The 22,178-nt window shown below is 67.1% G+C and carries 25 protein-coding genes; 14 read left to right on the top strand and 11 right to left on the bottom strand.

The window, feature by feature from the left end; all coding sequences use genetic code 11:
• Positions 1-246 precede the first annotated feature (246 nt).
• Positions 247-2,109, bottom strand: coding sequence for an ABC transporter ATP-binding protein/permease (locus IV088_RS17795; protein WP_291104943.1), 1,863 nt, complete (start codon positions 2,107-2,109; stop codon positions 247-249).
• 39 nt (positions 2,110-2,148) lie between these two features.
• Here IV088_RS17795 and IV088_RS17790 point away from each other — a divergent pair, with 39 nt between their 5' ends.
• Entirely contained in the window at positions 2,149-2,592 is a 444-nt protein-coding gene (locus IV088_RS17790; protein ID WP_291104940.1) for an acyl-CoA thioesterase, read from the top strand.
• 6 nt (positions 2,593-2,598) lie between these two features.
• Here IV088_RS17790 and IV088_RS17785 read toward each other — a convergent pair whose 3' ends face one another.
• The 4 genes from IV088_RS17785 to IV088_RS17770 all read right to left on the bottom strand — a co-directional run bounded on the left by IV088_RS17785 (position 2,599) and on the right by IV088_RS17770 (position 6,127).
• Entirely contained in the window at positions 2,599-3,336 is a 738-nt protein-coding gene (locus IV088_RS17785; RefSeq protein ID WP_291104938.1) for a type 1 glutamine amidotransferase, read from the bottom strand.
• A gap of 186 nt (positions 3,337-3,522) precedes the next feature.
• Positions 3,523-4,323, bottom strand: a complete 801-nt coding sequence (locus IV088_RS17780; RefSeq protein WP_291104935.1) for a crotonase/enoyl-CoA hydratase family protein — start codon at positions 4,321-4,323, stop codon at positions 3,523-3,525.
• Positions 4,320-4,730 (bottom strand): hypothetical protein, encoded by a 411-nt coding sequence (locus tag IV088_RS17775; protein ID WP_291104934.1) that lies wholly within the window; start codon positions 4,728-4,730, stop codon positions 4,320-4,322. The genes IV088_RS17780 and IV088_RS17775 overlap by 4 nt, the downstream gene beginning before the upstream one ends.
• Positions 4,727-6,127 (bottom strand): acyclic terpene utilization AtuA family protein, encoded by a 1,401-nt coding sequence (locus IV088_RS17770; protein WP_291104932.1) that lies wholly within the window; start codon positions 6,125-6,127, stop codon positions 4,727-4,729. Before IV088_RS17770 ends, IV088_RS17775 begins: the two co-directional genes overlap by 4 nt.
• 231 nt (positions 6,128-6,358) lie before the next feature.
• Between IV088_RS17770 and IV088_RS17765 the strand changes: the two genes are divergently transcribed.
• The 7 genes from IV088_RS17765 (at position 6,359) to IV088_RS17735 (ending at position 13,938) form a co-directional block, all read left to right on the top strand.
• Positions 6,359-7,234, top strand: coding sequence for a branched-chain amino acid ABC transporter permease (locus tag IV088_RS17765; protein WP_291104929.1), 876 nt, complete (start codon positions 6,359-6,361; stop codon positions 7,232-7,234).
• 118 nt (positions 7,235-7,352) lie between these two features.
• Complete coding sequence (locus tag IV088_RS17760) at positions 7,353-8,429, top strand: branched-chain amino acid ABC transporter permease (RefSeq protein ID WP_291104927.1); 1,077 nt, start codon at positions 7,353-7,355, stop codon at positions 8,427-8,429.
• Positions 8,430-8,476: 47 nt separating this feature from the next.
• Positions 8,477-9,364 carry an ABC transporter ATP-binding protein gene (locus IV088_RS17755; protein WP_291104925.1) on the top strand — a complete coding sequence of 296 codons (888 nt, stop codon included), beginning with the start codon at positions 8,477-8,479 and terminating at the stop codon, positions 9,362-9,364.
• Positions 9,365-9,443: 79 nt separating this feature from the next.
• Positions 9,444-10,232, top strand: coding sequence for an ABC transporter ATP-binding protein (locus IV088_RS17750; RefSeq protein WP_236962454.1), 789 nt, complete (start codon positions 9,444-9,446; stop codon positions 10,230-10,232).
• A 123-nt stretch (positions 10,233-10,355) separates the two neighbouring features.
• On the top strand, positions 10,356-12,212 hold the full coding sequence (locus IV088_RS17745) for a long-chain fatty acid--CoA ligase (RefSeq protein WP_291104923.1): 1,857 nt from the start codon (positions 10,356-10,358) through the stop codon (positions 12,210-12,212).
• Between the two features lie 49 nt (positions 12,213-12,261).
• Positions 12,262-13,425: an ABC transporter substrate-binding protein gene (locus IV088_RS17740; RefSeq protein WP_291104921.1), complete on the top strand. Its 1,164-nt coding sequence runs from the start codon at positions 12,262-12,264 to the stop codon at positions 13,423-13,425.
• Positions 13,426-13,527: 102 nt separating this feature from the next.
• On the top strand, positions 13,528-13,938 hold the full coding sequence (locus IV088_RS17735) for a DUF2784 domain-containing protein (protein WP_291104919.1): 411 nt from the start codon (positions 13,528-13,530) through the stop codon (positions 13,936-13,938).
• Between the two features lie 12 nt (positions 13,939-13,950).
• On the opposite strand, the gene IV088_RS17730 is transcribed toward IV088_RS17735, so the two are convergent.
• Positions 13,951-14,832: a LysR family transcriptional regulator gene (locus tag IV088_RS17730; protein ID WP_291104917.1), complete on the bottom strand. Its 882-nt coding sequence runs from the start codon at positions 14,830-14,832 to the stop codon at positions 13,951-13,953.
• A gap of 53 nt (positions 14,833-14,885) precedes the next feature.
• Here IV088_RS17730 and IV088_RS17725 point away from each other — a divergent pair, with 53 nt between their 5' ends.
• The 4 genes from IV088_RS17725 (at position 14,886) to IV088_RS17710 (ending at position 17,007) form a co-directional block, all read left to right on the top strand.
• Entirely contained in the window at positions 14,886-15,602 is a 717-nt protein-coding gene (locus tag IV088_RS17725) for a methyltransferase domain-containing protein (protein ID WP_291104915.1), read from the top strand.
• A 108-nt stretch (positions 15,603-15,710) separates the two neighbouring features.
• Positions 15,711-16,262 carry a hypothetical protein gene (locus IV088_RS17720; protein WP_291104913.1) on the top strand — a complete coding sequence of 184 codons (552 nt, stop codon included), beginning with the start codon at positions 15,711-15,713 and terminating at the stop codon, positions 16,260-16,262.
• A gap of 26 nt (positions 16,263-16,288) precedes the next feature.
• Positions 16,289-16,693 (top strand): hypothetical protein, encoded by a 405-nt coding sequence (locus IV088_RS17715; RefSeq protein WP_291104910.1) that lies wholly within the window; start codon positions 16,289-16,291, stop codon positions 16,691-16,693.
• A gap of 20 nt (positions 16,694-16,713) precedes the next feature.
• Positions 16,714-17,007, top strand: coding sequence for a hypothetical protein (locus tag IV088_RS17710; protein ID WP_291104907.1), 294 nt, complete (start codon positions 16,714-16,716; stop codon positions 17,005-17,007).
• Between the two features lie 191 nt (positions 17,008-17,198).
• Here the strand turns inward: IV088_RS17710 and IV088_RS17705 are convergent, their stop codons facing one another.
• Complete coding sequence (locus tag IV088_RS17705) at positions 17,199-17,663, bottom strand: helix-turn-helix domain-containing protein (protein WP_291104904.1); 465 nt, start codon at positions 17,661-17,663, stop codon at positions 17,199-17,201.
• Between the two features lie 458 nt (positions 17,664-18,121).
• On the opposite strand from IV088_RS17705, the gene IV088_RS17700 reads away from it, so the two are divergent.
• A complete protein-coding gene (locus tag IV088_RS17700) occupies positions 18,122-18,454 on the top strand; it encodes a YnfA family protein (protein WP_291104901.1) in 333 nt (110 codons plus the stop codon).
• 78 nt (positions 18,455-18,532) lie between these two features.
• Here the strand turns inward: IV088_RS17700 and IV088_RS17695 are convergent, their stop codons facing one another.
• From IV088_RS17695 to IV088_RS17680, 4 genes are read right to left on the bottom strand one after another with little or no spacing between them, the layout of a single operon-like run.
• Positions 18,533-18,964, bottom strand: a complete 432-nt coding sequence (locus tag IV088_RS17695; protein WP_291104899.1) for a signal peptide prediction — start codon at positions 18,962-18,964, stop codon at positions 18,533-18,535.
• Positions 18,961-19,443 (bottom strand): thioesterase family protein, encoded by a 483-nt coding sequence (locus IV088_RS17690; RefSeq protein ID WP_291104897.1) that lies wholly within the window; start codon positions 19,441-19,443, stop codon positions 18,961-18,963. The genes IV088_RS17695 and IV088_RS17690 overlap by 4 nt, the downstream gene beginning before the upstream one ends.
• A gap of 37 nt (positions 19,444-19,480) precedes the next feature.
• Positions 19,481-20,875 (bottom strand): heavy metal sensor histidine kinase, encoded by a 1,395-nt coding sequence (locus IV088_RS17685; protein ID WP_291104894.1) that lies wholly within the window; start codon positions 20,873-20,875, stop codon positions 19,481-19,483.
• A complete protein-coding gene (locus IV088_RS17680; RefSeq protein ID WP_291104892.1) occupies positions 20,872-21,558 on the bottom strand; it encodes a heavy metal response regulator transcription factor in 687 nt (228 codons plus the stop codon). Before IV088_RS17680 ends, IV088_RS17685 begins: the two co-directional genes overlap by 4 nt.
• Before the next feature lie 206 nt (positions 21,559-21,764).
• On the opposite strand from IV088_RS17680, the gene IV088_RS17675 reads away from it, so the two are divergent.
• Positions 21,765-22,133 carry a DUF4148 domain-containing protein gene (locus IV088_RS17675; RefSeq protein WP_291104890.1) on the top strand — a complete coding sequence of 123 codons (369 nt, stop codon included), beginning with the start codon at positions 21,765-21,767 and terminating at the stop codon, positions 22,131-22,133.
• Positions 22,134-22,178 lie beyond the last annotated feature (45 nt).

Genomic DNA, 22,178 nt, shown 5'->3' with positions numbered 1-22,178 from the left:
CGATCCCGCTTGCCGCCGTCAAGGCCGGGCTGAGCAGCGCAGGGGCGCCCGGAAGCAGGGGCGCGCATGTTTGAGCGAAGCGAGTTTGCGCGCACCCCGGGCGAACCGAGCAGCGCAAGGCAGCCCGTAGGGCCCCGGACTTCGGCCCGCCTTTCTTTTGCCTTCTTTTCTTTGGCGGAGCAAAGAAAAGAAGGTCGGCCGCCGGGCCGAGACCCGGCCCACAAAAGCCACGAATCAAGAAGAAGCTCAGTCCGTCCCAGACTGCTGCAAAGCCCACATCCCAGCGTAGACGCCTCCGGCAGACACCAGCTGCGAGTGCGCCCCTCGCTCCACGATCTCGCCATTCACCAAAACAAGAATTTCATGCGCATCCACCACCGTCGACAAGCGGTGCGCGATCACCAGTGAGGTCTTGTTCCGCGCCGCGCTCTTCAACTCCGCCTGGATCGCCCGCTCGTTCGCCGAATCCAGCGCCGACGTCGCTTCGTCGAAGATCACGATGGGCGGGTTCTTCAGCAAGGTGCGCGCAATCGCCACCCGCTGCTTCTCGCCACCCGACAGCTTCAGGCCGCGCTCGCCCACCGTGGTGGCGTAACCCAGCGGCAGTTTCTCGATGAAGCCGTGGATGTGCGCGGCCTGCGCCGCCGCCACCGCGGCTTCGTGCCCGGCGTCGGGCCGGCCGTAGAGGATGTTGTATTCGATGGTGTCGTTGAACAGCACCGTGTCCTGCGGCACGATGCCGATGGCCTGGCGCACGCTGGACTGCGTGACTTCGTGGATGTCCTGGCCGTTGATGGTGATGCGACCACCACCGTGGGGACCACCCGGCTCGTGGTTCGTGACGTCGTAGAAGCGGTAGAGCAGCCGTGCCAGCGTGCTCTTGCCAGACCCCGAAGGCCCGACCACCGCCACCGTCTTGCCGGCCGGGATCTGAAAGCTGATGCCGTGCAGGATCTCGCGCGCCGGTTCGTACGAGAAGCGCACGTTGTCGAACTTCACCGAGGGTGGGCCGTCCAGCACCAGGTCCTGCGCACCCGGCCGGTCGGCGATCTCGCGCTCTTTCTCCAGCAGCACGAACATTTTGTCCAGGTCGGTCAGGCTCTGCTTGATCTCGCGGTAGAGCACGCCCAGAAAGCCCAGCGGGATGTAGAGCTGGATCATGAAGGCATTGACCATCACCAGGTCGCCCAGCGTCATGTGGCCTTCGGCCACGCCCTGGGTGGCGCGGTAGAGCATCAGCACCAGCGCCACCGCGATCACGAGCTGCTGGCCGGTGTTGAGCAGCGAGAGCGTGGTCTGGCTCTTGATGCGCGCACGGCGCAGCTTCTCCAGCGCCTCGTCGTAGCGCCGGCCCTCGAACGCTTCGTTGTTGAAGTACTTGACGGTTTCGTAGTTCAGCAGCGAGTCGATGGCGCGCGTCTGGCTGGTCGATTCCAGCTCGTTCATCTCGCGCCGGAACTTGGTGCGCCACTCGGTCACGGTCACGGTGAAGCTCACGTAGAGCACCAGCGCCACCAGCGTGATCCAGACATAGCCCATGTCGAACTTGGTGCCCAGCAGCGTGAGCACCATCACCACCTCGATGAGCGTGGGGAAGATGCTGTAGAGCGAGTACGAGATCAGCGACTGCACGCCGCGCGTGCCGCGTTCGATGTCGCGCGTCATGCCGCCGGTCTGGCGCTCCAGGTGGAAACGCAGGCTCAGCGCGTGCAGGTGGCCAAACACCTGCAGCGCGATGCTGCGCGTGGCGCCTTCGGTGGCCTTGGCGAACACCAGCTCGCGCAGCTCGGTGAACAGGCTGGTGGACAGGCGCAGCAGGCCGTAGGCCAGCAGCAGACCCAGCGGCACCACCAGCATGGCTTCCACGCTGCCGGGCTTGATGGTCATCGCGTCCACCAGCTCCTTGAGCAGCAGCGGCACGCCCACGTTGGCCATCTTGGCCGCCACCATGAAGCTCAGCGCCAAACCGACGCGCCATTTGTATTGCCACAGGTAGGGGAACAGGCGCTGCAGCGTGGCCCAGTCGGAGCGGCGCGGCGCCGGCCCGGCAGCGGTGTCCGGCCCGGCGGGCAAGGGAATGGAGGCGCGGGACGAAGAGGAGGGACGCATGCGGGACAATGGGGCAACAGTTATTCAGAGATTGTGCCCATGTCCAACGAATCAAGCCCTCGCCCGGAAACCGACCTGCCCAGGGACCACCGCGAACTGGTGCTCAAGGTCATCCCCATGCCCGCCGACACCAACGGCAACGGCGACATCTTCGGTGGCTGGGTCATGGCCCAGGTCGATCTGGCCGGCGCCGTGCTGCCGGCGCGCTACGTGCGCGGCCGTCTGGCCACGGTGGCGGTGAACCAGTTCATCTTCAAGCAGCCGGTGCGCGTGGGCGACATCCTGAGCTTCTTCTCCCACGTCACGCGCCTGGGCAACACGTCCATCACGGTGCAGGTCGAGGTGTTCGCCGAACGCTTCTCGGCGCAAGGCCAGTACGTGAAGGTGACCGAAGCCAGCCTGACCTATGTGGCGATCGACGTGGAAGGCAAGCCACGGCCCATTCCCAAGGACGGGCTGAAGATTCCTGGCTTGATGGCCTGAACCGACTCACCGAGCCCAGCGCGAGCGCCAGGCTTCGTAAATGCGGCGCGCCAGCGCTTCGCTGCCGGGCTGGTGCAGCGCGGTGGCCGCACGCATGGCCTCGGGCGCCTGCACCGAATCGGGGTGGGCTCGCACCGCTGGCCCGTAGGCCGCCCCGGGACGGGCCAGCCAGTCAGCGATCTTGGCCGGTGTGATCTCGATGTGGAACTGCATCGCCAGGTGCTGCCGCAGGGCGAAGGCCTGGTGGGCGCAGGCCAGTGAGCTGGCGATCAGCTCGGCACCGGGCGGCAGATCGACGAAGCTGTCGTGGTGCCACTGGTAGACCGTGGCATCGGGGGCCTCGCCCAGCCAGGCGCGAGCCGTGGCGCTGCCGTTGTGATGGATCGGATGCCAGCCGATTTCAGGCTGTGCCAGTGTCTCGACGCGACCGCCGAAGGCGCGCGCCATGAGCTGGCCGCCCAGGCAGTGGCCCAGCACCGGAATGCCCAGCGCATCGGCTTCGCGGATCAGGGCCTCGGCTTGGCGCAGCGAGGGACGGTCATCGTTGGCGCTCCAGGCGCCGCCCAGCACGGCCAGGCCCTTGATGCCCTTCACCGAGGCGGGGTAGGCCTCGCCGGCTTCGGTGCACCGCACCTGCCAGCGAACACCCTGCTCGTCGAGCCACTGACCCAGGTGGCCCGGCCCGTCTTCGTTCAGGTGTTGCAGCACGAGCACCTGGGTGCCGTCGGTCATGGAAGCGTTCATGGCCCCGATGATGGGCTGGAGGGACCCCGAGTGGGGGACCAATCGCGGTGCGACCGCGGGGGCCGCCGATGGAATGGCGGCCATGCGGTTTTGCATTCAAGCGCAGAACCAGGCGCGAAGCCGCAGACAGTGCGAAGGCACGGCATGGCGTTGCAACGCCGTTATGCGTTTGAAGGCGAAACCGTATCAGAACTGGCCGTGGCGACCCTGCCCTTGCGCGAAGCGCGTGGCGCCCTCCAGCGCGTCGGGGATGCGCGCCTTGCCGCGTTGCCATTCCTGCTGCAGGGCCTCGCCCATGGGCAGGTCCCACTGGGCCCACGCGCTCTCACGGTCGGCGCGCATCGTGGCCTGTGGGAAGGCGGCGAGCTGCTGCGCCAGCGCAATGGCGGCTGTGCGCGCCTGACCGGTGGGGACCACGCGGTTGGCCAGGCCCATCTGCAAAGCCTCGGCGGCCTCGACCTTGCGTCCGGTGAGGATCAGGTCCATCGCATGGCCCATGCCGATCAGGCGCGGCAGGCGCACGGTGCCGCCGTCGATCAGCGGCACGCCGAAGCGCCGGCAATAGACGCCGAAGTAGGCATCGGCCTCCATCACGCGCAGATCGCACCAGAGCGCGAGCTCCATGCCGCCGGCCACGGCCGCACCGCTGACCGCCGCGATCACCGGTTTGGACAGCCGCAGGCGCGACGGCCCCATGGGGCCGAGAGCGCGTGGGTCTTCCGCATCGAAGTCGAGCTGTTCAAGCCCGCCGGATGCACCCGACGCGGCCAGCCGGGCGCTGTGCTGCAGGTCCCAGCCGGCGCAGAAATGGCCGTGGGCACCGTGGAACACCGCGACCTTGGCGTTCTGATCGTCTTCAAATGCCAGGAAGGCGGCGTGCAGGGCCAACGCGGTGGCGCCGCCCACGGCGTTGCGGACCTCCGGGCGGTTCAGGGTGACGATCCAGATGTCGTCCTGTTGGTCGGTGGTGACGGCGGATGGATTCATGTCATTCCTTCCTGCAGAGGAGCGGGCGGGTCCTCCCCCCACCAGCCCACGCGAGGCGTGTCCAGCGCCTCGGTCAGCTCGGCGGCCGTCACCTCGATTTCCATCCGCAGCAACGCCCCCGCCATGGACTTGCCCAGGTTGTCGAGCCGCAGGTTGCGCGCGCCGCCGCCCTGCAGCGCGCCCTTGAGCACGAACTTGAACGCGAGGATGCGGGGCAGCGCCCAGGCGTCCACCTCGCCCGGCAGCCAGGGTGCGAAGTGCGCGCGCACGCGCTCGGCCGTGACCTCGCGCTCCAGCAGCCGGTAGCCCGCGGCGTTCCAGGCGAACAGCCCGAAGTCCACCCAGTCGGCCTTGTCGCCGCTGCGCGCGTGGGCGATGCGCACGAGGGGTATGCGAACAGTGCTCATGGCGTGTCTCCGATGAGTTCGACCCGTACCTGCGGCTCCACCAACGCACGCGGTATCAACGTCGGCCAGATGCCCAGCAGCTCGCTGGTGTTGTGCAGCCCCGTGAAGCCGCAGGTGTAGGCCGGGCCGCTCAGGCCGATCCACGGGAACAGGCGGCCGAAGCCGTCGGCGGCGGCCTTCGATGGCGTGCGCAACACCATGCGGGTCCAGATTTCGTTCATGCCGTTCAGCGTGGCCGCATCGGGCAGCGGCGCCAGCGGCCCGTGCGCCGAGTTCAGCCCCGGGTACTCCACAAACAGCTCGTCGTGCGGGATGGATGTGTCGGCCAGCTGGCTGCGGATGGTGGCGATGGCCGCCTGCGCCTTGTCCCAGGCGTCGGGCCACGAGAAGCCCCAGGTCACCTCGGCCTTGTGGCCGTCGCGGTAGCCCGCCACCACCTTGAGTTGATGCCCCGGTGCCGTGCCGCGCGCGCCGGTGAGGCGCACGCGGTGATGGCCTTCGTCGTGCAGCGTGATGTCACTCATGTCCAGCACCACGTCGGGCGAGTGGTAGGCGTGCGGGTTGTGCACCTCGTAGAGCAGCTGCTGGCGCACCGTGTCGAAGTTGATGCGCCCGCCGGTGCCGGGCGCCTTGGTGATCAGCGCCGTTCCGTCTTGCCACACCTCGGCAATGGGATACCCGATGTGCGCGAGATCGGGAATGTCTTTCCACGCGCCCTGGCTGCCGAAGTTGCCGCCGCTGCCCTGGCCCGAACATTCGAGCAGGTGGCCCACGGTGAGGCCTTGCGCCAGCCGGTCCAGCCCGGTGGCGTCGGTGGCGTTCAAGTCCCAGCCCAGGCGGTGTGCGATGGGCCCGAGGAACAGCGCGGCGTCGGCCACCCGGCCGGTGATCACGATCTCAGCGCCCGCGTCCAGCGCCTGCACGATGGGCGCCGCGCCCAGGTAGGCGTTGCCGAACACCAGGCGCTCGCGCACCCGCGAGACCGGTTCGCCGGTGAACAGGTGGGCCAGTGCATCGGAGGGTGTCGATGCGTCCAGCAAACGAGGCAACACGTCGTCGCCACTCACCACCGCGATGCGCGCCCGCCAGCCCTTGGCCGCGAACGCCGCCAGCACCGCCTGCGCCGCGCCCATCGGGTTCAGCCCGCCGGCGTTGCAGACGAAGCGCACGCCGCGCGCCTGCATCAGCGGCCACAGCCGCAGCAGCATGGGCACCACGTCGCGCGCGTAGCCCAGCGCGGGGTCGCGCTGCCGGTCTTTCTGCAGGATGGCGAGCGTGAGTTCGGCCAGGTGGTCGCTGGCGATGAACTGCACGTCGCCGCGCTCGATGCTGGCGACCACCGGTTCCCAGTGGTCGCCGTAAAAGCCGAGGCCGGCGCCGATGCGGATGGACTTCATGAGGTGTTTCCCGAAGCTGAAGGCACAGCATACGGGTTTGCACTATTTATGCCAAGCATTTGCTCTGTAAAAATAAATCGCACTGGCGCATCGGCGACTTCCATCGGGACAACCCTAGCGTCAGTCTGGGGCAAGGCCGCTATAAACACCGCACAACGTCAGGGCGGCGTGCCACAGAACTTGCAGCAGCGACCTCGGCCCCAGACCACCCGAACCACAGGAGACAAGCGCGTGCAATTGCTGCAACTGCTCATCAGCGGCGTGGCCCAGGGGTGCATCTACGGGCTCATCGCCCTGGGGTTCGTGCTGATCTACAAGGCCACGGAGACCGTGAGCTTCGCCCAGGGCGACCTGATGATGGTGGGCGCTTTCGGTGGCCTGGCCGCCATGACGGCGCTGGGTTTTCCGTTCTGGCTGGCGGTGCCGGCGGCCATCATCGGCATGGGTCTGTTTGGCGTGGTGCTGGAGCGCCTGGTGATCCGCCCCATCCTGGGCCAGCCCGCGTTTTCCATCGTGATGCTGACCATCGGCGTGGGCTACGTGCTGCGCGGCCTGATCACCATGATCCCCAACGTCGGCACCGACACCCACACCCTGCCTGTGCCCTACGCGGGCGAGTTGCTGCGCCTGGGCACGCTGGTGGTGTCGGCCGAACAGATCGTGGTGATCGGCGTCACCGGCCTGCTGTGCGCCGGGCTGTTTGCGATGTTCCGCTACTCCAAGCTGGGGGTGGCCATGCAGGCCTCGTCGCAGAACCAGCTCGCCGCCTACTACATGGGCATCCCGGTCAAGCGGCTCAACGGCCTGGTCTGGGGACTGGCCGCGGGTGTGGCCGCCGTCGCCGGCCTGCTGCTCGCGCCCATCACCTTCGTGCACGCCAACATGGGCTTCATCGGCCTCAAGGCCTTCCCGGCCGCCGTGGTCGGCGGCTTCGGCAGCCTGCCCGGCGCCATCGTGGGCGGTCTGATCATCGGCCTCGTCGAATCGTTCTCGGGCTTCTACCTGCCCGAAGGTTTCAAGGACATCGCGCCCTACATCGTGGTGCTGCTGATGCTGGTGCTGAAACCCAACGGCCTCTTTGGCGAAAAACTCAGAAAAAAAGTATGAAGACGCCCAAGCACAACGAGCGCCTTATCCCCAACCAGAGCCACCGCGGAACCGGCTTTGCCGGGCCGCTGGTGGCGCCCCCCTGGGGGGGTAGCGCCGAAGGCGCTGCGGGGGGGCTATGAGGTTTATCTTCAAGACCGACTACAACCAGGACATCCAGCTCGCCAAACACGGCGGGCACGTGTTCTGGTACAGCCTGCTGGGCCTGTTCCTGCTGACCGCGCCCTGGGTGATGGAGGAGTACTGGCTGGCGCAGCTGACCTTCGTGCTGATCTACGCCGTGGTGGGCCTGGGGCTGATGCTGCTCGCGGGCTTCACGGGGCTGTTCTCGCTCGGCCACGCGGCCTTCCTCGGCGTGGGCGCCTACACCGAGACGGTGATGGTCAACGCCGGTGTGCCCTTTCCGATGGCGATGGCCTGCGCCGGCCTGCTGGCCGCGGCCGTGGGCATGGTGGTGGGCCTGCCGGCGTTGCGCGTCAAGGGCATCTACCTCGGCATGGCCACGCTGGCCTTCGGCTTCATCGTCGAAGAAGGCCTGGCGCGCTGGGAAAGCGTGACCGGCGGCAACTCGGGGCTCTCGGTGAACCCACCGGCCATGTTCGGCTGGGAGCTGGAGTCCACCAACGAGTTCTACTTCCTGTGTCTGGTGGTCACCGTACTGGCCACGCTGGCCATCGTGAACCTCATGCGTTCGTCCACCGGCCGCGCCTTCGTGGCGATCCGCGACTCGGAGATTTCGGCGCAGAGCATGGGCATCCACCTCGCGCGCTACAAGACCATGAGCTTCGCGCTCTCGTCGGCGCTGGCCGGCATCGGCGGCGCGCTGTACGCGCACAAGATCCAGTTCCTGTCGCCCGATCAGTTCAGCATCATCCAGTCGATCGACCTGCTGCTGATGGTGGTGATCGGCGGGCTGGGCTCGATCCACGGCGCCTTCCTCGGCGCGATCTTCCTGATCGTGATGCCGCAGCTGATCTCGCTCGGCAAGGACTACCTGCCCGAGGCCATCGGCCAGTCCACCGGCCTGCAGGGCACGGTATATGGCCTGGTGCTGATCACCTTCGTGCTGTTCGAACCCATGGGCCTGTACGGCCGCTGGCTCAAGGTCCGCACCTGGTTCCAGCTGTTCCCGTTCTACCGCAAGGGCATGTTCAAGCGGCAGAAATCCTTCCAGAAGTCCGACCGATTGAAATGACCCACCCGAACGTCCCACACGAAGTCCGGGCTCCTACCGAGGGCGCCGTGGAACCGGCTTTGCCGGGCCACCAGCGCCGCCCCCTGGGGGGTGACGCCGAAGGCGGCGCGGGGGGGGTTTTACTTTCCGCCCAGAACCTCAGCGTGCGCTTCGGTGGCGTGCTGGCGGTGAACAACGTGAGCTTCGACGTCAAGAAGGGCGAGGTGTTCACGCTGATCGGCCCCAACGGCGCCGGCAAGACCACCGTGTTCAACCTCATCAGCCGCATCTACACGCCGACCAGCGGCCAGATCCAATACGCGGGCCCGAACGGCACGCTCACGCTCACCGAGCAGCCGCCGCACAAGATCGCGGGCCTGGGCATCGCGCGCACGTTTCAGAACATCGAGCTGTTCGAACACGCCACCGTGCTGCAGAACCTGCTGATCGGCCGCCACACGCACCGCCGCACCGGCCTGTGGAGCGAGATTTTCTTCAGCGGCAAGACCCGCGCCGCCGAGATCGAGGCGCGCGAGAAGGTCGAGCAGGTGATCGATTTCCTGAACCTGCAGCACCACCGCGAATCCATGATCGCCGGCCTGCCCTACGGCGTGCGCAAGGTGGTGGAGCTGGCGCGCGCGCTGTGCACCGAGCCCCAGCTGCTGCTGCTCGACGAGCCGTCTTCGGGCCTGAATGTCGAGGAAACCGAAGACATGGCGTTCTGGATCGCCGACATCAAGAACGAACTCGGCATCACGGTGCTGATGGTCGAGCACGACATGACGCTGGTGTCCAAGGTGTCCGACCGCGTGCTCGCCATGAGCATGGGCGCCGAGCTGGCCACCGGCACGCCGGCCGAGGTGCAGCGCGACCCGGGCGTGATCGAGGCCTACCTCGGCTCGGTGGACGACGTGTCCAGCCTGCGCCGCGAGAACCACGGAAAGGTCACAGCATGAGAACCGCCGGGCCGCCCCAAGGTTCGCAAGCCCCCCTGGGGGGCAGCGCAGTACGCAAAGCGACCAGCGTGGGGGTGCTATGACAGCGCCGGTCACCGACAACGCCGTCTTGAAGCTGCTCAACGTCGAGAGCGCCTACGGCCCCATCAAGGCGATCCGCGGCGTGAGCCTGCAGGTGCGGCGCGGCGAGATCGCCACCGTGCTGGGCTCCAACGGCGCGGGCAAGACGACGATCCTCAAGACCATCAGCGGCATCATCGATCCGCGCAAGGGCAGCATCGAGTTCAAGGGCAACAACATCACCGCGCAAGACCCGGCGCACATCGTGCAGCAGGGCCTGATGCACGTGCCCGAGGGGCGCGAGGTGTTCCCGCTGCTCTCCGTGCGCGACAACCTGATGATGGGCGCCTACACCCGCAAAGACCGCGACGGCGTGGGGCGTGACATGGAGGTGGTCTTCAACTACTTCCCCATCCTGCGCGAGCGCGCCGCGCAGGACGCCGGCCTGCTCTCGGGCGGCCAGCAGCAGATGCTCGCGATCAGCCGCGCGTTGATGGCCAACCCCGACCTGATCCTGCTCGACGAACCCAGCCTGGGCCTTTCTCCGAAGCTCACCAAGGAGATCTTCGAGATCGTCGTGCGCATCAACCGCGAGCGCGGCACCACCATCCTGCTGGTCGAGCAGAACGCCAACATGGCGCTCAACGCGTCGGACTACGGCTACGTGCTGGAGAACGGCCGCATCGTGATGGAAGACACCTGCGCCCACCTGCGCGAGAAGGACGACATCAAGGAGTTCTACCTCGGCATGAAGGAAGAAGGCGTGCGGGCGGACCGGCGCTGGAAAAAGAAGAAAAATTGGAGATGACGCGAATGGAACACCCCCGCAGCGCTTCGCGCTACCCCCTCAAGGGGGCAACGCGGTGCGGCCCGGCAAAGCCGGTTCCGCCGCTTTCTGAGTTCGTGCACTTCGCTCCGGAGAAAAGTTGATATGAGTTATCTCTGGGATCTCTCCGACATCCAGCCCGAGACAAAGATCGTCGTCCCCGGCGACACCATGACCGCGATCTTCTGGAACGCGGTGAAGCAACGTGGCCCCAACATCTGGATGCGGCAGAAGGACTTCGGCATCTGGCGCAGCTGGACCTGGGACCAGACCGCCGAAACGGTGCGCGAGATCGGCCACGGCCTGATCGCGCTGGGCTTCGGTGAACGCGAGACCGCGTCCATCCTCTCCAACACCACGGTGGAGTGGGTGCTCTGCGACCTCGCGGTGCTCAGCGCCAACGGCGTCTCCAACGGCATCTACCCGACCGATGCGGCCGAGCAGGTCGAGTACCTGTGCCAGGACTCGGGCACCACCATGCTCTTCGTGGAAGACGACGAGCAGCTCGACAAGGCGCTGGAGGTGCGCGACAGGCTGCCCAAGCTCAAGAAGATCATCGTGGACGACATGGACGGCCTGCGCGACCTGAACGACCCGCAGGTGATCAGCCTCGCCGCGCTGCGCGAGCTCGGCCGCGAGCACCTGCGCCAGCACCCCGAGGCGCTGAACCAGCGCATCGCCGCCAGCCGGCCCGACGACCTGGCCATCCTCGTCTACACCTCGGGCACCACCGGCCGCCCCAAGGGCGCCATGCACAGCCACCGCGGCCTGGTTCATGCCGTGCACGGCTACAACACGCTGGTGGCGCGCCACGAGAGCGACGAGTGCATGTGTTTCCTGCCGCTGTGCCACATCGCCGAGCGACTGGGCGGCGAGTACTTCTCGCTCTACACGGGCGGCAAGCTCAACTTCGTCGAGAACCCCGAGACCGTGCCCGAGAACGTGCGCGAGATCGCGCCCACCGTGTTCACCGCCGTGCCGCGCGTGTGGGAGAAGTTCTATTCGGGCGTGATGATCACGCTCAAGGAAGCCAGCAAGTTGCAGCAGGCCGCCTACGCCTGGGCGATTGGTGTGGGCCAGCGCGTGGCCGATCATGTGCTCAAAGGCGAGGCCGTGCCCGGCGGCCTGAAGCTGCAGTTCCGCGCGGCGCGCCTGCTGGTGCTCGACAACGTGCGCAAGCTCATCGGCATCCACCGCGCGCGTTTCCTCGTCACCGGCGCGGCACCGATCTCGCCCGAGCTGGTGCGCTGGTACCTCGCGCTGGGCGTGCCGATGCTGGAGGTCTGGGGCATGACGGAAACCTGCGGCGCGGCCACCGGTGTGCCGGCGAGCCGCATGAAGCCCGGCAGCATCGGCCCGGCTGCGCAATACAACGAGGTGCGGCTCGACCCGCAGACCAGCGAGATCCTGGTGCGCGGCACCAATGTGTTCATGGGCTATTTGAACCTGCCCGAGAAGACCGCCGAGACCATCGACGCCGACGGCTGGCTGCACACGGGCGATGTGGGCGTGGTCGATGAGGAAGGGTTTTTCCGCATCACCGACCGCATGAAAGACATCATCATCACCGCAGGCGGCAAGAACATCACGCCGAGCGAACTGGAGAACGAACTCAAGTTCTCGCCCTATGTGACCGACGCCGTGGTGATCGGTGACAAGAAGCCCTACCTCACCGTCATCATCATGATCGACCAGGAGAACGTGGAGAAATATGCGCAGGACAGCGACGTGCCGTTTTCCAACTACGCCAGCCTCACACGGGCGCCCGAAGTGCAAGCGCTGATCCAGACCGAGATCGATCGCGTGAACAAGAAATTTGCCCGGGTGGAACAGATCAAGAAGTTCTTCCTGCTCGACACCCAGCTCAGCGCCGAAGACGAAGAACTCACCCCCACCATGAAGCTCAAGCGCAAGCTGGTGCAGACCAAATACGAGCCCCAGATCAACGCCATGTACAGCTGAACCCGTTCTCGACGACCCTCACCCGACCACCACCCAGGAGACACACCACATGAAAACCCGACTGACATTGGTTGCCGCACTGCTCGCCCTGGGCAGCGGTGCCGCGCTGGCGCAATCGCAAGGCGTGAGCAAGGACGAGATCGTCCTGGGCTCCATTCAGGATCTCTCCGGCCCCATCGCCGGCTTCGGCAAGCAGGTGCGTCTGGGCATGATGCTGCGGGTGGACGAGGTCAACGAGCAAGGCGGCATCAACGGCCGCAAGATCAAGCTGCTGGTGGAAGACTCGGCCTACGACCCACGCCGCGCCGTGCTGGCCGCGCAGAAGCTGGTGAACCAGGACAAGATCTTTGCCATGGTCGGCCACATCGGCACCGCGCAAAACATGGCCGCCATGCCGGTGCAGTTCCAGAAGAACGTCATCAACTTCTTCCCCGTGACGGCCGCGCGCGAAATGTACGAGCCCTTCCACAAGCTCAAGTACAGCTTTGCCGCCACCTACTACGACCAGATGAAGATCGCCGTGCCCAAGCTGGTGAAGGAAAAAGGCGCCAAGAAGGTCTGCACCATGTACCAGGACGACGAGTTCGGCCTGGAAGTGAAGCGCGGTGCCGAAGACGGCCTGAAGTCCATGGGCATGACCCTGGCCGAAGAAACCAGCTACAAGCGCGGCGCCACTGACTTCGCCTCGCAGATGCAGAAGCTGCAGGCCAGCGGCTGCGACATGGTGGTGCTCGGCACCATCATCCGCGAGACCATCGGCGGCATTGCCACGGCCAAGCGCCTGGGCTTCAACCCGACCTTCATCGGCTCCAGCGCGGCCTACACCGACCTGATCCACAAGCTCGGTGGCCCGGCCATGAACGGCCTCTACGCCACCATGACGGTGCAGAACCCCTACACCGACGACGCCTCGCAGCCGATCCGTTTCTGGGCCAACAAGTACAAGACCAAGTTCAACGAAGACCCCACCGTGTTCTCGGTCTACGGCTACAACATCATCGACACCTTCACCAAGGCCGCCGGCAAGACCGGCGCCAACCTCACCACCGACAGCTTCGTGAAGGTGATGGACGGCATGACCATCCCGCCCGACATCTTCGGCAGCGCGCAGGCGACCTTCGGCCCCCAAAAGCGCCTGGGCAGCAACGTCTCGCGCATGTCGCAGATCACCGACGGCAAGTGGAAGGTGATCTCCGAGTACCCGAAGAACTGAACCCGTTACCGCGCCGCCTGCGTTGTCAGGCCATGCGTGAAAGCCGCCGAGCCTGGTGCTCCGGCGGCTTTTTTACGCACGCCATGCAGGCACACTGGCGCCATGAACCCCGCGACCGCCACCCTTCTCGCCGACGCCCTGCTCGCGCTGCATGTGGGCATCGTGCTGTTCGTGGTCGGGCTGCTGCCGCTGGTGATCGCCGGCGGCCTGCGCGGCTGGCGCTGGGTGCGCCACCGCGGCCTGCGGCTCACCCACCTGGGGCTGATGCTGTTCATCGCCGCCCAGAGCTGGCTCGGCCAGCTCTGCCCCCTGACCGTGTGGGAACAGGGCCTGCGGCGCATGGCCGGACAAGCCGCCTACCGGGAGAGCTTCATCGAACACTGGCTCTCGCGCCTGCTGTACTGGGACCTGCCGTGGTGGGTGTTCGTGGCGGCGTACACGGTGTTTGCGGCGCTGGTGGCGGGGGTCTGGTGGTGGGTGCGGCCGGTGGCGCGCACCCGTGACCGTGGCTGAACCGGCCCGGGCTCAGGGGCCTTCCATCAGCCCCTGCGCCAGCGCCTCGAACACCACCCGCATCGGTCGCGAGGTGCGCAACTCTCGGTGGGTGACCAGCCAGATCGGGAAGCGCACCGCCGGCACCTCGTCGAGCACGCGCACGATGCCCGGTGTGTCGCGTGCGATCTCTTCCATCATGGCGCCGATGCCCATGCCCTGGCGCACCAGCGCCCAGTGCGCCACGGTGTGGTCGCAATAGCAGCTGAAGTTCGCTTCGCTCACGGGCAGGCCGTGCGCCCGCAGGTAGCCCAGGTACTGGCCGGAACGGTCGGAGCCGACGAAGGGCAGCTGGGCGGCGTCTTCGCTGTTGCGCGGGTGACCGTGGGTCTTCACCCAGGCCTCTGACGCGTAGAAGTGGGCCGTGGCCTCGCGGATGAACCGGGCGATCAGGTCCGGCTGTTCGGGCTTGACGTGGCGGATCGCGATGTCGGCCTCGCGCCGCAGCAGGTCGCTCAGCGCGTTGGACGGGATCACCTCGATGGTGATGCCCGGCTCCTGCTCGCGCAGCTGCTGTACCAGCGGGGGCAGCAGGAAGGCGGCGACCGCATCGGTGGCCGAGACCGAGACCACGCCGCCCACCGCCTGCGAACGGCCGGTGGCGGCAAGCCCAAGGGCCTCGGCGGCCGCGCCCATGGCGCGCGCGTGTTCCAGCAGGTCCAGCCCGGTGGGGGTGAGCGCCATGGCCTTGCCCACGCGCTCGAACAGGGTCACGCCCATCTGCCGCTCGATGGCGGCCACCTGGCGGCTCAGCGTGGGCTGGGTCAGGCCCAGCTTGCGCGCGGCCGCCGAGAGCGAGCCGGTTTCCGCGGTTTCGAGAAACGCCTTGAGCTGGTTCCAGTCGAGTTGATTCATGCAAAAACGTATATGTTCACTGCAATTTAGCGCAATTCCCTGCGGCGATGTGCATGGATAGCATCCCACCCATGCCGCTGTCCACCGCCACCCCGACCCCCGACGCCACCCGCCCGCCGCAGGCCGGCGACCCGGCCGCCCGCAAGGCCCGCTTCTGGGACCGCATCGCCCGCAAGTACGCGGCCGACCCGATCGCCGACATGGCGGGCTACGAGGTCACGCTGCGGCGCGTGCAGGGCCTGCTGACCATGGAGCAGAACGTGTTGGAGATCGGCTGCGGCACCGGCAGCACCGCGCTGCGCCTGGCGCCGTTCACCGGGCGGCTGCTGGCCACCGACGTGTCGTCCGAAATGATCACCATCGCCCGCGAGAAGCTGGCGGCGAAGCCGGTGCCGCAGCTGGTCTTTGCCGTGGCCGACGCCGACGCGCTGGTGGCCCGGCCCGGCGAGCACGACGCGGTGCTGGCGTTCAACCTGCTGCACCTGGTGAGCGACCTGGACCAGACCCTGGCGCTTGCGGTGCAGGCCTTGCGGCCGGGTGGCCTGCTGATCTCCAAGACGGCCTGCATCTCGGAGATGAACCCGCTGATTCCCTGGCTGGCGATTCCCCTGATGCGCGCCATCGGCAAGGCGCCCCATGTGCTGTGTTTGGACGCCGAAACGCTGCAGGCCGCCATGGTCCGACAGGGCCTGGAGATCGAGGCGGTCGAGCGGCACGGCACCAGGGGCAAGGACATCCGCGTCTTCATCGTGGCCCGCAAGCCGGGCTGAGTTTCCCCTTCCCTTCCACCGACCGGGTACCGACCCAGGCGGGGCGCCGTTCGCCCTGCCGGCCGGCGCTCGCCCGCGTTTTCATCCCGACCAACACAGGAGTTTTTCATGCCACGCATTCGCACGCTGCCCGGCCTTGCACGCCGCCCCGCCGCCACCCTCACGGTGGTCGCCGCACTGGCCCTGGGGGCCTGCGGTGGCGGGGGCGACGACGCGCCCGACGGCGGCTCCGGCGGGCCCACGCCGTCAGCGTCCATCGAGGCGCTGGCGGGCGACTGGGTGCAGAAAGGCTGCGTGAAGACCGGCGGCCAGTCGTTCAAGAAGATGCTGCGCGCCCGCGTCACGGGGGCGAACACGCTCGACTACTCAGAGGGCGTGCTGAGCTTCGGCGGCAACGGATGCGAAGGCGCGTCGGTGCTGGCCGGTCCGTCCAAGCTGGGGACCGTGAGCTTCGACCGCTCGGAGGCGAGCGGTGGGCTGGCCGCGCACTGGGGCGTGTTCCGCACCGTCACCGGCACCCGCTTCGGCGCCATCTGGACGCTGCGCTCACCGCCGCTGCTGTGCCTACTGGGCGACGAGATCCCGAGCATCCAGCCCTCGCTGTCGGCGGTGTCCGCCAGCCTGGGCACCGTGCCCACCGACAACTGCTTTGTCCGATGAACCCCATGAACCCCACGGAGCCTTTCATGCCCCTTCGATCCTTCGTCACACACTGTGCCCCCCTGGCGGCGGTCCTGGCCCTCGTGGCCGGGTGCGCCGCCACCATCGACCAGGACGGCCTGGAGCAACGCACCGCGCAGGCCATTGGCCGGTCCGTCGGCCAGTTCACCGTCACCGACCGCTCGGAAGAGACTGGCGGCCGCATCAACTACACCGCCAGCACCCGCGACGGCAAGACCTACCGCTGCTACCTCTACGGAGCCACCGGTTTCCAGAAGGCGATGAGCTTCGGGCAGACCCCGCATTCCGACGCCATCTGCACCGCCATGGTGGGGGGATCGGGCAAGGCCCTGCCGGCCCAGCCCGCTGCCGGACCCAAGGGCGCCAGCGCGGAGTGCAACGCCTTGCTGCGCGCGGCCGGGCGCTGCTGAAGCTGCCACAGGAGCAACCGATGAACCTCAAAACACTCACCACCCTGGCCCTGCTCGCGCTGGCCAGCGCATCTGCCGTGTCCGCCGAGCCGGACGCCGGGGAACGCAAGTTCATCCGCAAGGGCATGGGCGAAGGGGAGGTGGTGCTGAAGATCGGCCCGCCCGACCACGAAGCCCTGCACCGCGCCGTCAGGGGCCAACCCGAAGAGAAGAGCTGGACCTACTTCCCCCACGCCCGGGACCCTCAGACGCTGACGATCCTCCGCTTCCACGCGGGCCGGGTCGCCGAGATCGAACGCAAGATCGCCCGTTGATGCCGATGTGGGGGAATGTCTCTGTTTGGTGGATCGTCCCGTTCACGAGAAGGAGTCGACTGGAAGTGCGTCGGCGGCCTGCGCGGCTGGAGCTGGGTGCTGGATTCGGTTGGCGGACCACCACACGGTTGGATCGGTACCCGATCCGGATGGCGGTTCGCGGCCAAAGGCCGACATTGCGTTGTCAGATCCTAGGACGCGCAGCAGCCGTCTCCGCCTTGCCGAGCTCTTTGCGCTTGGTCCGCTGGAATGGCCAAGTTTTCGAGGATCGTGCAATCGACTGCGGGTCCGCCAACGCATGCCGATTCGCAACTGCACACGAAGGCGCAAAGGCTGGCTTCCAGCGCCTTGAGTTCGTCCAGCTTGCGCCGCACCTCGAAGAGGTGCAGCGCCGCGATATCACGCACCTCTGCGCAGGGCCGATCAGGCTCATCGACAAGACCCACCAATTCGCGCACCTGATCGATCGAGAAGCCGAAGTCCCGGCACCGCCGGATGAACGCAAGGCGGCGAATCGTCCCCTCATCGAACTGCCGCTGACCAGCCTCTGTCCGGTCGGCCGGCTGCAGAAGCCCAATGTCCTCGTAGTAGCGGATGGTGGGTACCGTGCAACCGGCCTGGCGGGCAACAAAGCCAATCGAAAGTCTTGCGTTCATGACGCCATCCTAGTCATCTGCATGCGCCGGGTGCGCAGCCGCAAGTCTTCGGCGCGGCATCCTGCGTGGGGCCGATGGGTAAAGCGCAGACTGCAGCTTGCCTGGCATGCCCCTCAGCAACCCGATGCGATGGTTCTGCGCGTTGCTGGCGCCTGCGCCAAAAAATGACGCCACCGCCCACCGCCGCGAGCGCCAGCAGCACGAACGCCAGAGGCGCGAACTCGTGGGTGGAGGCCAGCAACGCAGATCCCGCCGCACCCAAGGTGGCAGAGCCGATGGTCAGGGCAGCAGCACCGCCGAGAAGAGGAACAGCACAGCAGGCAGCACATGCTGCACCAACGCCAAGAGCCGCTTTCCAAGGTTTCATGTCGAATCTCCGATGCGTGGGCACAACGCCCACACCGACACGGTAGGACCTCAAGTGGCTTGAGGGTCAAGTGGCCATTGACAATCTCCGCATGGATCTTCTCAAGACATTCTTCTTGTTCGTCTTTACCGCAGTGGCCGAAATCGTCGGCTGTTACCTGCCGTATCTCTGGCTCAAGCAGGACAAGTCGGCGTGGCTGCTCGTTCCGGCGGCATTCAGTCTGGCGCTGTTTGCATGGCTGCTTACGCTGCATCCGACCGCAGCCGGTCGCGTCTACGCGGCCTATGGCGGCGTTTACATCGGCGTCGCGATGGTTTGGCTGATGCTTGTGGACAAAGTACGCCCCACCCCATTGGACTGGGTCGGCGTGGCGGTCAGCTTGTTGGGGATGATGATCATCGTGCTCGGGCGGCAACCTGAGTGAGTAATGACTGAGCGACAGATGTCTTGAAATTTCTTGGCCAATCGAAGTCAAAGACTGCTATGGGTCGAAATCAGCCTGTCAGCCCCCACCAACCCGCCGCGCCTCCACCTCAAACGGGTTGTCCCAATAAGCCCGTCTTCCGCGCGCCCACTGCCACGCCCCCGCCAGCAGGTACGCCGGCAGAAACAGCGGCCCCCAGCGCTCGCACTGCTTCACATGCACTAGTTCATGCGCGCGCAAGCGCTCCAGTTCCTGCGCGTGGGTGCCCACGATCACGTGGCCGAAGGTGATGGCGGCGAAGGGCCAGCGGCGCCGGGGCCGCTGGCGCAGGGCGGCGATTTCGAGCACGCCGTCCACGCGCCGGAAACGGGCGCCCAACGGGAGCAGCAACACCCCGAACAGCAGACCGATGAGCGAGTTGGGCGAGGCCCAGAGCACACGGGCCCAGCGCAGCAGGCGCGGGGTTTGCCGGGGCGTCGACAGGCCCAGTTCGAACGGCTGCGGTCTCACGACACGATGTAGGCGCCCGAACCGCAGGACAGCAGCTTGCCGTCCGCCCCGCGGAACTCCATGCGCGTGGACGCGACGCGCGAGCCCAGGCGCAGCACCTCGGCGCTGAGTTCGAAAAACTCGCCGATGCCGGGGCGCAGGTAGTCGATGCGCAGGTCGATGGTGCCGAGCTTGCCGAAGCGGTGCAGGCGCTGCTCGGGCGTTTCGTCCATGTGGCGCGCGCCGATGGCGGCCATGCAGGCCAGGCCGCCCATGGCGTCGAGCCCGGCGCTGATGACACCGCCGTGGATGCGGTTGTGGCTGTAGTGGCCGATCAGCTCGTGCCGCATGTCGATGCGCGCGGTCACGCGGTCGGGCAAGAGGCGGGTGATCTTCAGGCCGAGCACCTGGTTGAAGACGATTTTTTCCTCAAAGATGGCCTTGAGGCCGGCGATGAATTCGGGCTCGAATTCGGCGGGAACGGGGGGTGTGTTTCGCATCGGCCTATTGTGGTCGATGCGCCCGCTGCGCGGGCGTTCAGGCCGTCTGCGGCCCCAGGGTGAAACCGATCTGCGTCACGCGGTCTTGCGAGCGCGCGATGGTGTCGCCGGCGTGCATGCGGGCGATGGCCGCGACGATGGCCAGGCCCAGGCCGTGGTGGTTTTCGCTGGGGCAGACGCGCGAGGCCTCGGCGCGGAAGAAGCGGTCAAACAGGTGCGGCAGGTGCTGGGCTTCGATGGCGGGGCCGGTGTTTTCCACCACCACCTGCGCGCCGCTGCCGGCGACGCCGGTGCCCGGCTCGATCTTCACCTGCACGGTGGAACCGGGGTCGGCGAAGCGGGAGGCGTTGCCCATGAGGTTGGACAGGGCGCGCTTGACGAGCGAGGCGTCCACCGCCACGCGGGCGTCGCCCACCACCGAGAGCCGCAGGCCCGCTTCGTCCAGCACGCCTTCGTGGAACTCGGCCACCTGGTGGGCCAGCTCGGCCAGGCTGACGGATTCGCTGCGCCGGGCCACGGCGCCGCGGTCGGCCCGCGAGAGGAAGAGCATGTCGTTGACGATGGCCGAGAGGCGCTGCATTTCTTCCAGGTTGGAGGCCAGCGTGTCGCGCAGCGAGTCGGCGCTGCGCTCGCGCGAGAGCGCCACCTCGGTCTGGCCGATCAGGGCCGTGAGCGGCGTGCGCAGCTCGTGCGCCACGTCGGCGTTGAAGGCTTCGAGCTGCGCATAGGCGCGCTGCACCCGGTCCATCAGGGCGTTGAACTGAGCCACCCATGGGTCCAGCTCTTCGGACGAGCGCTCGACCACCAGCCGCTGGTCGAGCCGCTGCGGCGAAATGCCGTTCATCTGCCGCGCCAGCGACAGCAGGGGGCGCAGCTCACGGCGCACCAGCCACTGGATCGCAAAGCCCGCGACCGCCGCCCCGAACAGGGTGGTGACGAACAGCGTGATCGCCGCCTCGCGCATGATCTTGCGGTCATGGGTGGTGTCCATCTCCAGCGCGACGCGCACCTTGCCGCCGGCCACGCGCTCGGCCGGCACCTCGAACGCAAGGCCGCGGCTGTGCGCGAACGGCGGCATGTCGTCGCGGAAGAGCACGGTGCCGTCACCGCGCCACATCTGCAGGCGGGTGGACGAACGCACCGGATCGAACAGGGTCATGCGCTGGAGCAGACCGGCCTCGCCGTTCTCGCAGGCGACCCCGATCGCGTGCGCCAGGTACTGGCGCTTGTCTTCCAGCGTGGTCTGCTGGTCCACGTCCATGCGCATGGCAATGGCGGAGTACTTGGCCACGCTGAGCAGGCCCAGGCCCACCAGCATGAACAGGGCCATGGCGCGCGAGAGGCGGCGCGCGATCGACGGCCCGCACGGCAGGGGCAGGCACCGCTCGGCGGGCGCGGTGGCGGCGGGGGTGGGCGGGGTGCGGGGCTTCATTCGGCGCGCTCCTCCAGCACATAGCCCATGCCGCGCACGGTGTGCAGCAAGCGGGTGGGGAACGGGTCGTCGAGCTTGGCGCGCAGGCGGCGCACCGCCACCTCGACCACGTTGGTGTCGGAGTCGAAATGCATGTCCCAGACCTGCTCGGCCAGCGTGGTGCGCGACAGGATCTGGCCGCGCCGGCGGGTCAGCAGCGCCAGCAGGTTGAACTCCTTGACGGTCAGGTCCAGGCGCTGCTGGTCGCGCGTGCAGCGGCGCGACACGAGGTCCACCTCCAGGTCGGCGAGGCGCAGCACGGTGGCCGACTGCGGGCTGGCGAAGGCGCCACGCCGCAGCAGGGCGCCCATGCGCGCGAGCAGCTCGGAGAAGGCAAAGGGTTTGACGAGGTAGTCGTCGGCGCCGCCTTCAAGGCCCTTGACGCGGTCTTCGATCTTGTCCCTCGCGGTCAGCATCAGCACCGGGGTCTTGTTGCCCTCGGCACGCAGGGCCGACAGCACGCCGTAGCCGTCCACGCCGGGCAGCATCACGTCGAGCAGCATGAGGTCGTAGCTGCCGCCCGTGGCCAGGCGGCGGCCTTCGATGCCGTCGCGCGCCACGTCCACGACATAGCCGTTTTCGCTGAGGCCCTGGTGCAGGTACTGGGCCAGTTTGGGTTCGTCTTCGACGACAAGGACACGCATCGCTGAGCTCGTGGGGTGAAACCGATCAGGTGGGAATGGTCTCACACAGGCCGGCGGGGCTGGATGACATATTTGTAATCTGGCGGTTCGGAAAACGTGATTTTGGGTCTTGAGAATTCATCCCCAGGGAAGGCACAACGGCTTTCCCGTCGAAGCCACCCCGGATTCGATCCAACCCGTTTCACCGCCCTCCAAGGAGTTTCACCATGAACCGCAAGCACATCACCGCCATCGCCGCCGCCCTCATCGCCCTGTCCGCCACCCAGGTGTTCGCCGCCGACGGCCCCAAGACCCGCGAACAAGTGAAGGCCGAGCTGGCCGAAGCCGTGCGCACCGGCAACGTCCCCGCCGACAACGAAAGCGGCCTGATGCTCAACCAGGTGCGCCCGGACCTGTTCCCCAGCCAGGACCGCTCGGCCGGCAAGACCCGCGCCGAAGTGAAGGCCGAGCTGAACGAAGCCGTTCGCACCGGCAATATCGTGGCCGACGGCGAGTCGGGCAAGAAGCTCAACGAGCTGTACCCCCGCCGCTACGCCGCCAAGGCCGCCGTCGACGCGCTCACGGCCTCGCGCTGATCTCCCCGCCAAGGGCCCACCGCCCTTTGCCCAGCAAGCCCCGCC

Origin of the sequence: Hydrogenophaga sp. (genome assembly GCF_018780075.1) — a bacterium.
Taxonomy (GTDB): domain Bacteria; phylum Pseudomonadota; class Gammaproteobacteria; order Burkholderiales; family Burkholderiaceae_C; genus Hydrogenophaga.
Note: the sequence above shows the minus strand (reverse complement) of the source record. Positions and strands in the feature narration are given on the sequence as shown.

Coding starts and splice junctions, on each gene's coding strand:
- IV088_RS17785 (WP_291104938.1), bottom strand. CDS start 3,336: ATGAACGCTTCCATGACCGACGGCACCCAGGTGCTCGTGCTGCAACAC.
- IV088_RS17700 (WP_291104901.1), top strand. CDS start 18,122: ATGGATCTTCTCAAGACATTCTTCTTGTTCGTCTTTACCGCAGTGGCC.
- IV088_RS17715 (WP_291104910.1), top strand. CDS start 16,289: ATGCCCCTTCGATCCTTCGTCACACACTGTGCCCCCCTGGCGGCGGTC.
- IV088_RS17725 (WP_291104915.1), top strand. CDS start 14,886: ATGGATAGCATCCCACCCATGCCGCTGTCCACCGCCACCCCGACCCCC.
- IV088_RS17690 (WP_291104897.1), bottom strand. CDS start 19,443: ATGCGAAACACACCCCCCGTTCCCGCCGAATTCGAGCCCGAATTCATC.
- IV088_RS17685 (WP_291104894.1), bottom strand. CDS start 20,875: ATGAAGCCCCGCACCCCGCCCACCCCCGCCGCCACCGCGCCCGCCGAG.
- IV088_RS17775 (WP_291104934.1), bottom strand. CDS start 4,730: ATGAGCACTGTTCGCATACCCCTCGTGCGCATCGCCCACGCGCGCAGC.
- IV088_RS17730 (WP_291104917.1), bottom strand. CDS start 14,832: ATGAATCAACTCGACTGGAACCAGCTCAAGGCGTTTCTCGAAACCGCG.
- IV088_RS17735 (WP_291104919.1), top strand. CDS start 13,528: ATGAACCCCGCGACCGCCACCCTTCTCGCCGACGCCCTGCTCGCGCTG.
- IV088_RS17760 (WP_291104927.1), top strand. CDS start 7,353: ATGAGGTTTATCTTCAAGACCGACTACAACCAGGACATCCAGCTCGCC.
- IV088_RS17745 (WP_291104923.1), top strand. CDS start 10,356: ATGAGTTATCTCTGGGATCTCTCCGACATCCAGCCCGAGACAAAGATC.
- IV088_RS17795 (WP_291104943.1), bottom strand. CDS start 2,109: ATGCGTCCCTCCTCTTCGTCCCGCGCCTCCATTCCCTTGCCCGCCGGG.
- IV088_RS17705 (WP_291104904.1), bottom strand. CDS start 17,663: ATGAACGCAAGACTTTCGATTGGCTTTGTTGCCCGCCAGGCCGGTTGC.
- IV088_RS17750 (WP_236962454.1), top strand. CDS start 9,444: ATGACAGCGCCGGTCACCGACAACGCCGTCTTGAAGCTGCTCAACGTC.
- IV088_RS17680 (WP_291104892.1), bottom strand. CDS start 21,558: ATGCGTGTCCTTGTCGTCGAAGACGAACCCAAACTGGCCCAGTACCTG.
- IV088_RS17740 (WP_291104921.1), top strand. CDS start 12,262: ATGAAAACCCGACTGACATTGGTTGCCGCACTGCTCGCCCTGGGCAGC.
- IV088_RS17720 (WP_291104913.1), top strand. CDS start 15,711: ATGCCACGCATTCGCACGCTGCCCGGCCTTGCACGCCGCCCCGCCGCC.
- IV088_RS17710 (WP_291104907.1), top strand. CDS start 16,714: ATGAACCTCAAAACACTCACCACCCTGGCCCTGCTCGCGCTGGCCAGC.
- IV088_RS17790 (WP_291104940.1), top strand. CDS start 2,149: ATGTCCAACGAATCAAGCCCTCGCCCGGAAACCGACCTGCCCAGGGAC.
- IV088_RS17770 (WP_291104932.1), bottom strand. CDS start 6,127: ATGAAGTCCATCCGCATCGGCGCCGGCCTCGGCTTTTACGGCGACCAC.
- IV088_RS17780 (WP_291104935.1), bottom strand. CDS start 4,323: ATGAATCCATCCGCCGTCACCACCGACCAACAGGACGACATCTGGATC.
- IV088_RS17675 (WP_291104890.1), top strand. CDS start 21,765: ATGAACCGCAAGCACATCACCGCCATCGCCGCCGCCCTCATCGCCCTG.